The sequence below is a fragment of the Piscicoccus intestinalis NBRC 104926 genome, assembly GCF_001515525.1.
Taxonomy (GTDB): domain Bacteria; phylum Actinomycetota; class Actinomycetes; order Actinomycetales; family Dermatophilaceae; genus Kineosphaera; species Kineosphaera intestinalis.
The window spans coordinates 1-10,937 of sequence record NZ_BCNQ01000142.1 but is presented as its reverse complement, the minus strand read 5'-3'; the positions used below and the strand labels follow the sequence as shown (position 1 = coordinate 10,937).

Sequence of the window (10,937 nt, the reverse complement as noted above, 5' to 3'; positions counted from 1 at the left end):
CAGGCCCAGCCAGCCTCCCTTCGGGCCCACCGCCCGCCACGCTCCTTTGTGCGCCGGCGTCACCTTTGCGGTCGGCGACATCCACCCCGCCCAGCCAGCCTCCCTTAGGGCCCGCCGCCCGCCACGCTCCCTTGTCGTCCGAGGCGGTCAGCAGGGGTTGGTTGGCCGCACGGGCAGCGGCGGGTTGGCCACCTTGGCGAACTTGTCGCCGAGGGCGACGTCGAGGATGCCGTCGGTGCTCTGATCGGCAACGAGCCGGGCGCCCGGGAAGCGCTGCGCGAGCACCTTGGCCTGCGCCTCGGTCTGGGCGCCGTAACGGATCTCGGCGACGTCGGTGACCTTCTTGCGCAGCGGGTCGTTGCGCACATCGGAGATGCGGAACTTCTGCCGGGCCAGGTCGGAGGCCACCTGCCGGGCGATGCCGCTGCGCGCGGTGGAGTTGTAGACGTTGACCGTGACGTCCTTCGGGGGCGGCGGGTTGTCCCACGGCACGCACGCCTCTTCGGGGTTCGCGGTCGGCGAGCGGTCGCCGACCCAGCCCTGGTTGAACGCGAGCGCCCCGAGGAAGGCCGCCAGCAGCAGCGCGAAGACGACGGCCATGCTCGCGATGGCGCGACGGCGCCGGCGCTGGGCGCTCGTGCGCCCCGCCTCATGCACGTAATCCTCGCGATAAGCCATGTCACCTTCGATGATGCAGCGAGCACAACGACATTCGCGGACGGCACACCGATGGATGCGACCGGCGCTCCCGGGCCGTCGGGCTCAGCGGCTACCCTGCCGCGTGTGAGCGAATCTCCCGCATCCGACGCCCAACTCGAGGCCATCCGCTCCGGGTACTCCTTCTCCGGTCCCGCGATGCAGCTGGGCGCGGCCGTCACCGGCGGCACCGCGCACGCCGACGCCCCGGTCAATCTGCCGCTGTCGGTGATGAACCGGCACGGGCTGGTGGCCGGCGCCACCGGCACCGGCAAGACGAAGACGCTGCAGCTCATGGCCGAGCAGCTCGCGGCCAACGGCGTGCCGGTTTTTCTCGCCGACATCAAGGGCGACCTGTCCGGCCTGGCCGCGCCCGGGCAGCCGAACGACAAGGTCAGCGCCCGCGCGTCCGACGTCGGGCAGACCTGGGAGGCGGCCGGATTCCCCGTCGAGCTGTTCACCCTCGGCGGGCAGGGCACCGGCGTGCCGATCCGCGCGACGATCACCGACTTCGGCCCGACGCTGCTCGCGAAGGTGCTGGGACTCAACGCGACCCAGGAGTCCAGCCTCGGCCTCGTCTTCCACTACGCCGACAAGCGCGGCCTGCCGATGCTCGATCTGAAGGACCTGCGCGCCGTCGTGCAGCACCTGACCTCCGAGGAGGGCAAGGCCGACCTCAAGGAACTCGGCGGACTGTCGGCCGCCACCGCGGGCGTCATCCTGCGCCAGCTCATCGCCTTCTCCGACCAGGGCGCCGACGTCTTCTTCGGGGAGCCCGAGCTCGACACCTCGCAGCTGTTGCGCACCGGCTCCGACGGCAAGGGCGTCATCTCCTGCCTCGAGCTGCCCGCCGTGCAGGACCGGCCCAAGGTGTTCTCGACGTTCCTCATGTGGCTGCTCGCCGACCTGTTCCAAGACCTGCCCGAGGTCGGCGACGTCGACAAGCCCAAGCTCGTGTTCTTCTTCGACGAGGCACACCTGCTGTTCAACGACGCGAGCAAGGCGTTCCTCGAGCAGATCGAGCAGACGGTGCGGCTCATCCGCTCCAAGGGCGTCGGCGTCTTCTTCGTCACGCAGACCCCGCGCGACGTGCCCGCGGGCGTGCTCGGCCAGCTCGGCAACCGGGTGCAGCACGCGCTGCGGGCCTTCACCCCGGAGGACGCCAAGGCGCTCAAGGCCACGGTCAAGACCTTCCCCAAGAGCGAGTACGACCTGGAGTCGCTGCTCACCCAGCTCGGCACGGGGGAGGCGGTCGTCACCGTCCTCTCCGAGCGCGGCGCCCCGACTCCGGTCGCGTGGACGCGGATGCGCGCGCCGCAGTCGCTCATGGGCCCCATCGACGAGGCGGCGATGGCCCAGATCGTGTCGGCCTCCGAGCTGAACGCGACGTACGCGCAGGCCATCGACCGGGAGTCGGCCTACGAGATGCTCGCCGCGCGGGTCCAGCAGGCGCCGGAGCCGCAGGCCGCCCCCGCCGAGGCACAACCGCAGGCGCCCGAACCGGCTCGCGAGCCCCCGCGCCGTCGCGCCGAGAAGGAGGAGCCGGGGCTGGTCGAGCAGGTGGTCGGCTCGGGCATGTTCAAGTCGATGATGCGCAGCGCCGGCACCGCGATCGGCCGCGAGATCACCCGCAGCATCTTCGGCACCGCCCGCCGCCGCTGACCCTGAGGACTCAGCGACCCAAGACCCAACGCCCAACGACCCAACGACCCAACGCGCAGCGCCCAACGACCCTGAGAACTGCGTGTTGTGGTGAGAACTGCGGTCCGTGTCGCAGTCCTCACCACGACACGCAGTTCTCACGGGGTGGGGTTGGGCGGTTGTCGCGGGTGGGACGGGCATTCTTGGCGCCCGGTTCGGACACAGGTTACCGTTGAGTATGAGCGACGACGATGCCGCGGTTCTGCGCGAGGTCCTCGACGGACGGTGGGCGCACGTGCGCCGACGGGCCCGGAGCCAGATCGAGCCGGGCCGATTCGGGCCCCCGGAGACCGAGCTGCCGATCGAGGAGTACCGCGCCCGGGTCCACGACCAGCTCATGGACCTCGCCTCGATCGGCTTCTCCGGGCTGGGGTTGTCGGCCGAGCAGGGCGGCCCGGACCACGGTGCCTCGGTGACCGCCTTCGAGATGCTCGGGCACGGTGACCTCTCGCTGTTCGTCAAGGCCGGCGTGCAGTGGGGCCTGTTCGGTGGGGCGGTCACCGCGCTCGGCACGCAGCGTCACCACGAGCGGTACCTGCCGCTGATCGCCTCCGGTGAGTTGCTCGGCTGCTTCGCGATGACCGAGAGCGCGCACGGCTCCGACGTGCAGTCGCTGCGCACGACCGCGACCTACGACCCGACGACCGACGAGATCGTCGTCGACACCCCCGACCGCGCCGCGCGCAAGGACTACATCGGCAACGCCGCCCGCGACGGGCGGATGGCGGCCGTCTTCGCCCGCCTCATCACCGGTGAGACCGATCACGGCGTGCACTGCGTGCTCGTGCCGGTGCGTGACGAGCACGGTGAACCGATGCCGGGGGTGAGCATCGGCGACTGCGGCGGCAAGGCCGGGTTGCCCGGGGTCGACAACGGGCGCTTCGCCTTCGATCACGTGCGGGTGCCGCGGGAGAACCTGCTCGACCGCTACGGCTCGATCGACGCCGACGGCACGTATTCCTCGCCGATCGAGCGCGACGGCGCGCGCTTCTTCACGATGCTCGGCACCCTTGTGCGCGGCCGGATCACCGTGGGCGCCGCGGCGGGGGCGGCGACCCGCAACGCGCTGACGCTGGCGGTGATCTACGCCGGCCGCCGCCGCCAGTTCCCCGGACCCGACGGGCGCGACGTGCTGCTCCTGGACTACCCCGCCCACCAGCGCAAACTGCTGCCCGCGCTGGCCCGCACGTACGCGCTGGCGTTCGCGCAGAACGAGCTGACGGCCGCCATGCACGAGATCTACACGGCCGGGGAGGCCGCCGATCAGCGCGAGCGCCGCAAGCTAGAGGAGCGGGCCGCCGCGCTCAAGGTCGCGAACACCGCGCACGCGACGACGACGATCCAGACGTGCCGGGAGGCGTGCGGCGGGGCCGGCTACCTGTCGTTCAACCGGCTCGGCAAGCTGCGTGCCGACACCGACGTGTTCACGACCTTCGAGGGCGACAACACCGTGCTCCTGCAGCTCGTCGCCAAGTCGCTGCTCACCGCGCACGCCGCCGCGTTCGAAGACCTCGGCACGGTGCGCACCGTGGGCCTGGTCGCCCGGCAGGTGGGGGAGGGCCTCATCGAGCGCACCATCGGAGGCGGTCTGCTCCAGCGGCTCATCTCCGGCGCGCCCGGCCGCGACGCCGAGGCCGCGCTCGGCGACCGCGGCGGTCAGCTGGCGCTGTTCGAGGACCGCGAGCGGCACGTGCTGCAGACCCTCGCAGCCCGGCTGCGCGACCTGCCGGCCGACGATCCGCAGGCCAACTGGGACGGCTTCAACGCCGCCCAGCAGCACGTGCTCGAACTCGCCCGCGCCCACATCGACCGCATCCTGCTCGAGGCCTTCGCGGCGGCGATCGACCGCTGCCCCGCCGGCTCCGGGCGCGACCGCCTCGAACTGCTCGGCGACCTGTTCGCCTGCGCGACGGTCGAGGCTAACCGCGCGTGGTTCCTCGAGCACGGTCGGCTCGGTCCCGAGCAGTCCAAGCGGCTCACCAGCCGCGTCGACGCCCTCTGCGCGCAGGTGCGGGTGCACGCGCAGACGTACGTCGACGCCTTCGCGATCCCGCGGGAGTGGCTGGTCAGCGACCTCATCGACCCGCTGACCCCGCAGGAGGCGCAGGAGGCGGTGTGACCCCGGGCGCCTCAGTCGACGAGGTCGGCGGCGCGCAACTCGACGGTGTGCTCGCCGATGCGCACCGTGACGCGTTCGCCGAAGTCGGGGGCGTCGAGGTCGGGGTCGGCGTAGTCGCCGGTGGCCGGATCGAGGCGGTCGTAGAGCACGACCATCGGCCGGTCGCCGCGCACGTCGATGACGAGGTAGGCCGGAATGCCGGCGGCGGCGTACTCGGCGCGCTTGGTGACCCAGTCGGTCTCGATCGAACTCGGGGAGACGACCTCGGCGACGAGCGCGACGGTGCCCGGTTCGACTCGGTGGACCGTCTTCGGCGCGTCGCGCCGGACCACGGTCACGTCGGGTTGTCGCACGGTGTGCCGGCCGTCGTCGTCGGCGCCCAGGTGCACGGCGAACTGCGGGAGCGGCCGCCATTGGGGACGCACGATCGGCCCGAGCTTCTGCACGAGCAGCGAGGCCGCGTCGACGTTGGCCATGATCTCGTTGGGAGCCACGGTGGGGATGCCGCGGACGAGCTCGTAGGCGTCCTCGCGCTGCGAGAAGTCCTCATCCCACTCGGCCAGGCTGACGATGCGCGGCGGTGCGGTCACGATGCTCACCGCTTCCTCCTCTCGGGTGTGTTCGAGTATGCCCCGGCGAGCCCGGGGCGGAACAGATGTCGACGACGCTAGATCACGAGGGGCCGGGGCCGCTCAGCCCGAGCGCGCCACCTGTGGATAAGGCGCACGGGCGACCCCGGCCTGTGGATGCAGGCGTCACCTCGCGCGAATCGGGGTGGGCAGCGGTTACCGTCAGGCGGGGCGGACGTCGCGGCGCCCGCCCGGACTCCCATCTGATGACCCAGGAGATGCACATGGTCACGCAGGCACCGACCGCCGGGCACGCCCAGGCCGACCATGCCGGCGACGAGCCGGTCACGCTGGTCATCCTCGGCGCCTCCGGCGACCTGACGCACCGGCTCCTGCTGCCGGGGCTGGGCACGCTGTTGAAGAACGAACCCGACCGCACGGTGCACCTCGTCGGCGCCGCGATGGACCCGATGGAGCCGGCCGACTGGACCGCGCGGGTCGAGGAGGCCCTGCGCGAGGGAGGCTGTCTGGCCGCGCCCGCGCGCAAGGTCGCCAAAGACACCGCCTACCACCAGCTCGACCTGCTCGACGACGCGGCCCTCGGGGCCTTCCTCGACGGCCTGGGACAGGGCGTCGTCGTGCTCTACTTCGCGCTCCCACCGGCCGTCACCGCACAGATTTGTGTGCTACTTGCCTCGATGGACATCCCGTCGACGTACCGCTTCGGGCTCGAGAAGCCCTTCGGCACCGACGCCGAGAGTGCCGCCCGCCTCAACAAGGTGCTCTACCGCTTTGCCGACGAGAGTCAGATCTTTCGCATCGACCACTTCCTCGGCAAGGGCTCGGTGCTCAACCTCCTCGGCTTCCGATTCGCCAACCGCATCTTCGAGCCCGTGTGGAACGCCGCGAACATCGAGCGCGTCGACATCGCCTTCGACGAGAGCCTCGCGCTCGAGGGCCGGGCCGGCTACTACGACAAGGCCGGTGCGCTGGCCGACATGATCCAGAGCCACCTGCTGCTGGTGTGCGCGCTGCTCGCGATGGAGGACCCGGCGCGCATCGACGAGCTGGAGTTCCGCGACCTGTTGATCCACGTGCTGCGCGCGATGACGATCTGGGGCGAGGACCCGAAGCGCTCCTCGCGACGCGCGCGCTACACCGCCGGCACCATCGACGGCACCGACATCCCCGACTACGCCAAGGAGCCGGGCGTCGACTCCGAGCGGCGCACCGAGACGCTCGCCGAGGTGACCGTCGGGATCCGCAACGCCCGCTGGGCCGGGGTGCCGTTCACCCTGCGCAGCGGCAAGGCGATCGGGCGGGGCTGCCGCCGCATCGTCGTGACGTTCCGCCCCGTCAACCACGTGCCCGCCGGGTTCTATCCGCTGCCGCCCCAGCCCAACCGGCTCCTCATCGACATGAACCCCGAGCGGGTCACCCTGTCCATCAACACCAACGGCGAGGGCGACGTCTTCTCGCTGGAGACGACGACGATGAGCGCCGACCTCGGACCCAGCACCTTGCGTCCGTACGGCGAGATTCTCGCCCACATCATGGACGGCAACCCGCTGCTGTCGGTGCGCGGCGACATCGCCGAGGAGTGCTGGCGCATCGTCACACCCGTCATCGAGGCCTGGACCTCCGGCGAGGTGCCGCTGGAGACCTACCCCGCCGGCTCCCAGGGGCCCGCGCGCTGGGAGTCCACCGGCGACCCCGAGGAGGCCCTGCCGGACTGACCCGGGCCGACTTGGCCGACCCGGGCCGAACGGGCGCAGGCTCAGGCCACCCGCAACAGCGCCCGGGCGTAGGCGCACTCCAGGTCGGCGTCGAAGGTGCGCACCGGCTCCCCGGCGGCGTCGTCGGACTCCACGAGCCAGCCCTCGGGCTCCCTACGCACGCACCGGAGCCGGTCGCCGAGCAGTTCGCGCAGCTGGTCTTCGCGGGGCAGCCACAGCGTCTGGTCCAGCGCCACGGAATCGAGGGCCCATTCGGTCGTGCCGTTGAACCCGAGCACGCTCGAGCCCGCGTAGTGGTGCAGCTCGATCGTCAGGTCGCTGATCCAGAAGATGTCGCCGAGCAGCTGCTCGCTGGTGATGACGAAGCGGTCGCCCGGCGCGGGGTGCCACATCACCCCGGCGGCGGACAGCTCGGATGCCAGCTCCACGGTCAACATGCGCCCATGGTGCCTGCCCGAGGGGCCGGCCCGCCTCCCGGGACCCGGCCCGCCCCGGCCGGCCCGCGAGAGCCGACTTGACCATTGCTATGCGCAGGCCTGCCCCGCACCGGGGAATCGCCGACGGTCCGGTGCTTGATCGTCCCGCGGCGGCGGGTGACGCTCGACAGGAGTGGTTCGGGGGGAGCTTCTTCACATAACGGTCGGTGCCGCCGCGCCCACTCGGGGCCGTGCGGGCGCCGCCGACGACGGAGGGACCCAGCATGACCGACTCCCCGCGCCGCCTTCGCCCGCTCGGTCTCGCGCTGTGCCTGAGCCTGGCCCTACCCGCCACCGTCCTGCCCGGTCTCGGCGGAGCGGCCGCCAGCCCGGAGCCCGAAACCGCCGAAACGACACACAACAGTGTGCAGAAGCAGGATCGGGCGCCGCGGCCCGCGCGGGTCTCCGACGAGCGTGCGATCGCCTCGCTCGTGCGGCGGATGTCGCTGGAGCAGAAGGTCGGTCAGCTCTTCGTCCAGCACTTCTACGGGGCCTCGGCCACCACCCCCGACCAGCGCAACGTGCCGCTGTACGGCGTGGCCACCCCCGCCGAGGTCATCGCCAAGTACCACCTCGGCGGCGTCATCTACTTCGGCTGGTCGGGCAATCTCACCGATCCGCAGCAGATCGCCGGCCTGTCCAACGGGTTGCAGCGCGCCGCGATCGGCTCCGGCGAGCCGATCCCGCTGCAGGTCGCCACCGACCAGGAGCAGGGCCCGGTCATCCGGTTCGGCGCCCCCGCCACCCAACTGCCCGGCGCGATGGCCCTCGGAGCCGGTCGCTCCACCGGCGACTCCCGCCGCGCCGCCGCGATCACCGGCTCCGAGCTGAAGGCCGTCGGCATCGGCGTCGACTACGCGCCCGACGCCGACGTCAACGTCAACCCCGCCAACCCGGTCATCGGGGTGCGCTCATTCTCCTCGCGGCCGAACCTCGTCTCCTCGATGGTCGCCGCGCAGGTCAAGGGCTTCCAGAACGACGCGCAGGTCACCGCCACCGCCAAGCACTTTCCCGGCCACGGCGACACGGCCGTCGACAGCCACACCGGGCTGCCGGTCATCACGCACACCCGGGCGCAGTGGCGCGAGCTCGACGAGCCGCCGTTCCGGGCGGCGATCAAGGCCGGGGTCGACCAGATCATGACCGCGCACCTCGTCGTGCCCGCCCTCGACTCCTCCGGCGAGCCCGCCACGCTGAGCCGCACGATCCTCACCGACGTGCTGCGCAAGGACCTGAAGTTCCGCGGGGTCGTCGTCACCGATTCCCTGGCGATGGAGGGCGTGCGCACGAAGTACGGAGACGGTGAGGTCGCCGTGCGCGCGATCGAGGCCGGCGCCGACCAACTGCTCATGACCCCGGCGATGGACGCCGCCTACACCGCGGTGCTGGGCGCCGTGCGCAGCGGCCGGATCAGCACCGAAAGGCTCGACGCCTCGGTCACCCGCATCCTGCAGCTGAAGTGGAAGCGCGGGCTGTTCGCGCAGCCGTACGTCGACCCGGCGCGCATCGACGACGTCGTCGGCACCCCGGCGCACCGGGCGCAGGCCGACGCGATCGCCGAGCGCGGCATGACGCTGCTCACCGACGAGGCCGGGGTCGTGCCGTTCGCGCTCGCCGGCCGCAAGGTCGCGGTCGTCGGCTACGGCGCGACCGCGACCAAGACCCTCGCGCAGGAGTTCACCGCCCGCGGCGCCACCGCGACCGCGCTGGAGACCGGCTCCGCGCCGACTCCTGCGCTCATCGAGCAGGCGGTCGCGAACGCCACCGAGGCCGACCTGGCGGTCGTCACGACGATGAACGCCTCGACCGAGGCCAACAAGAGCCAGCGGGATCTCGTCGCCGCGCTGCAGCGCACCGGCACCAAGGTCGCGGTCGTCGCCGTGCGAAACCCTTACGACATCAACGCCCTTCCCGGTGTCGGCACGTATCTGGCCGCCTACTCCTACAACGCCGTCTCGGTGCGCGCCGCGGCGCGCGTGCTGCTCGGGGAGGCGCGCGCGACCGGGCGCCTGCCCGTCGACATCCCCACCGCCGACGGCGCCGGCGTGCTCTACCGCTTCGGCGCCGGCGCCCGCTGACGCCTGCCGCCCACCCCGCTGACGCACCCCTTGTCGATCGGAGTCCGACCATGCCCCTGCCGCCCCTGCCCCGCCGCAACCTCCTGGGAGCCGGACTGGGCGGCCTCGCCGGCGCCGTCCTCGTCGGCGACACCGCCCGCGCCGTGCCCGCCACCCCGACAGCACCGACCGGCTCGACCGGCGCGACCGGCGCCGCCGGCGCGACGAACGCGGCAGCCGCGCGGGCGCGCGTGACGACGGGCGCGCAGCGGCTGGCCGGCGAGGGCTGGTCGTCGCTGACGGGCACCCGGCTGGGCATCATCACCAACCCGACCGGCACGCTGGCCGACCTCACCCACCTCGTCGACGCGATGGCCGCGACCCCGGGCGTGACGATCGCCGGGGTGTTCGGGCCCGAGCACGGGTTCCGCGGCACGGCGCAGGCCGGCGCCAGCGAGGGCACCTCGACCGACCCGCGCACCGGCCTGACCGTCTATGACGCCTACGGCGCCAAGGCCACCGACCTCGAGGCCCGGTTCCGCGAGGCCCGCGTCGAGACCGTCGTCTTCGACATCCAGGACGTCGGCGCGCGCTTCTACACCTACGTGTGGACGATGTACCACGCGATGTATGCGGCGGCCCGGCTCGGGCTCCGGTTCGTCGTGCTCGACCGCCCCAATCCCGTCGGCGGCGCCGCCCGCGGCCCCATGCTCACCGCCGCGTACGCCACCGGCGTGGGCCTGAAGCCGATCGCGATGCAGCACGGCATGACCGTCGGGGAGCTCGCGCGGTTCTTCAACGCCGAGCTGTTGCCGAAGGAGGACGGCGCGCCGAGGGTGCCGCAGCTCGACGTCGTGGTCGCCTCCGGCTGGCGCCGGCGGCACCTGTGGGCCGACACCGGCCTGCCGTGGGTCATGCCGAGCCCGAACATGCCGACGCCCGACACCGCGCTGCTCTACCCGGGCACGGGGCTGTTCGAGGGCACCGTGCTCTCGGAGGGCCGCGGCACGACCCGGCCGTTCGAACTCATCGGCGCCCCGTTCGTCGACCACCGCTGGGCCGCCGCCCTCAACGACCGGGGGCTGCGCGGCGTGCGGTTACGCGAGGCCTACTTCACCCCGACGTTCGGCAAGCACAAGGACGCGGTGTGCGGCGGCGTGCAGGTGCACATCACCGACCGCGACCGCGTCGACGCCATCGCCGTCGCCGCGCACATGCTCGTCGAGGCGAAGCGGCTCTACCCCGGATTCGCCTGGCGCGCAGACTCCTACGACGCCGCCCGGCCGTACTGGGTGGACAAGCTGTCCGGCTCCGCGCGGCTACGCACGATGGTCGACTCCGGCGCCTCCGCCGACGAATGCCTCGCCGCCTGGCGCGACGAGCTCGCCGCCTTCGAGCGGGCCCGCCGACCGCACCTGTTGTACCGCTGAGGCGCCACATGCGAACCCATCGCGCCGCCGCGGCACTGCTCTGCGCGGGCCTGGCCTCCGCGCTCGCCGTCACCCTCACCGACGGCGCGCTCGCGCGCGCCGGCGAGCACGCGAATCGCGCGGCGGGGCAGGCTGCGGGGGTGAGCGTGCGCG

Annotated in this window: 8 protein-coding genes; 5 read left to right on the top strand and 3 right to left on the bottom strand. The window is 72.3% G+C overall.

Annotation, left to right across the window (positions count from 1 at the left end):
* Positions 1-147: 147 nt before the first annotated feature.
* Positions 148-678, bottom strand: a complete 531-nt coding sequence (locus PINTE_RS17550) for a LytR C-terminal domain-containing protein (protein ID WP_068433361.1) — start codon at positions 676-678, stop codon at positions 148-150.
* A 51-nt stretch (positions 679-729) separates the two neighbouring features.
* Here PINTE_RS17550 and PINTE_RS17545 point away from each other — a divergent pair, with 51 nt between their 5' ends.
* Entirely contained in the window at positions 730-2,358 is a 1,629-nt protein-coding gene (locus PINTE_RS17545) for a helicase HerA-like domain-containing protein (RefSeq protein WP_084343746.1), read from the top strand.
* Positions 2,359-2,575: 217 nt separating this feature from the next.
* Complete coding sequence (locus PINTE_RS17540; RefSeq protein WP_068433357.1) at positions 2,576-4,516, top strand: acyl-CoA dehydrogenase family protein; 1,941 nt, start codon at positions 2,576-2,578, stop codon at positions 4,514-4,516.
* An 11-nt stretch (positions 4,517-4,527) separates the two neighbouring features.
* On the opposite strand, the gene PINTE_RS17535 is transcribed toward PINTE_RS17540, so the two are convergent.
* Positions 4,528-5,115 carry a Uma2 family endonuclease gene (locus PINTE_RS17535; RefSeq protein WP_068433355.1) on the bottom strand — a complete coding sequence of 196 codons (588 nt, stop codon included), beginning with the start codon at positions 5,113-5,115 and terminating at the stop codon, positions 4,528-4,530.
* Between the two features lie 236 nt (positions 5,116-5,351).
* Here PINTE_RS17535 and PINTE_RS17530 point away from each other — a divergent pair, with 236 nt between their 5' ends.
* Entirely contained in the window at positions 5,352-6,821 is a 1,470-nt protein-coding gene (locus PINTE_RS17530; RefSeq protein WP_245643028.1) for a glucose-6-phosphate dehydrogenase, read from the top strand.
* A gap of 41 nt (positions 6,822-6,862) precedes the next feature.
* On the opposite strand, the gene PINTE_RS17525 is transcribed toward PINTE_RS17530, so the two are convergent.
* Positions 6,863-7,258, bottom strand: a complete 396-nt coding sequence (locus tag PINTE_RS17525; protein WP_068433353.1) for a hypothetical protein — start codon at positions 7,256-7,258, stop codon at positions 6,863-6,865.
* 263 nt (positions 7,259-7,521) lie between these two features.
* On the opposite strand from PINTE_RS17525, the gene PINTE_RS17520 reads away from it, so the two are divergent.
* Both PINTE_RS17520 and PINTE_RS17515 read left to right on the top strand, forming a co-directional pair.
* Positions 7,522-9,375, top strand: a complete 1,854-nt coding sequence (locus tag PINTE_RS17520) for a glycoside hydrolase family 3 protein (RefSeq protein WP_068433351.1) — start codon at positions 7,522-7,524, stop codon at positions 9,373-9,375.
* 50 nt (positions 9,376-9,425) lie between these two features.
* Complete coding sequence (locus PINTE_RS17515) at positions 9,426-10,784, top strand: exo-beta-N-acetylmuramidase NamZ family protein (protein WP_068433349.1); 1,359 nt, start codon at positions 9,426-9,428, stop codon at positions 10,782-10,784.
* The last annotated feature ends 153 nt before the right edge of the window (positions 10,785-10,937 follow it).

Coding starts and splice junctions, on each gene's coding strand:
- PINTE_RS17515 (WP_068433349.1), top strand. CDS start 9,426: ATGCCCCTGCCGCCCCTGCCCCGCCGCAACCTCCTGGGAGCCGGACTG.
- PINTE_RS17530 (WP_245643028.1), top strand. CDS start 5,352: ATGACCCAGGAGATGCACATGGTCACGCAGGCACCGACCGCCGGGCAC.
- PINTE_RS17550 (WP_068433361.1), bottom strand. CDS start 678: ATGGCTTATCGCGAGGATTACGTGCATGAGGCGGGGCGCACGAGCGCC.
- PINTE_RS17545 (WP_084343746.1), top strand. CDS start 730: ATGGATGCGACCGGCGCTCCCGGGCCGTCGGGCTCAGCGGCTACCCTG.
- PINTE_RS17520 (WP_068433351.1), top strand. CDS start 7,522: ATGACCGACTCCCCGCGCCGCCTTCGCCCGCTCGGTCTCGCGCTGTGC.
- PINTE_RS17540 (WP_068433357.1), top strand. CDS start 2,576: ATGAGCGACGACGATGCCGCGGTTCTGCGCGAGGTCCTCGACGGACGG.
- PINTE_RS17525 (WP_068433353.1), bottom strand. CDS start 7,258: ATGTTGACCGTGGAGCTGGCATCCGAGCTGTCCGCCGCCGGGGTGATG.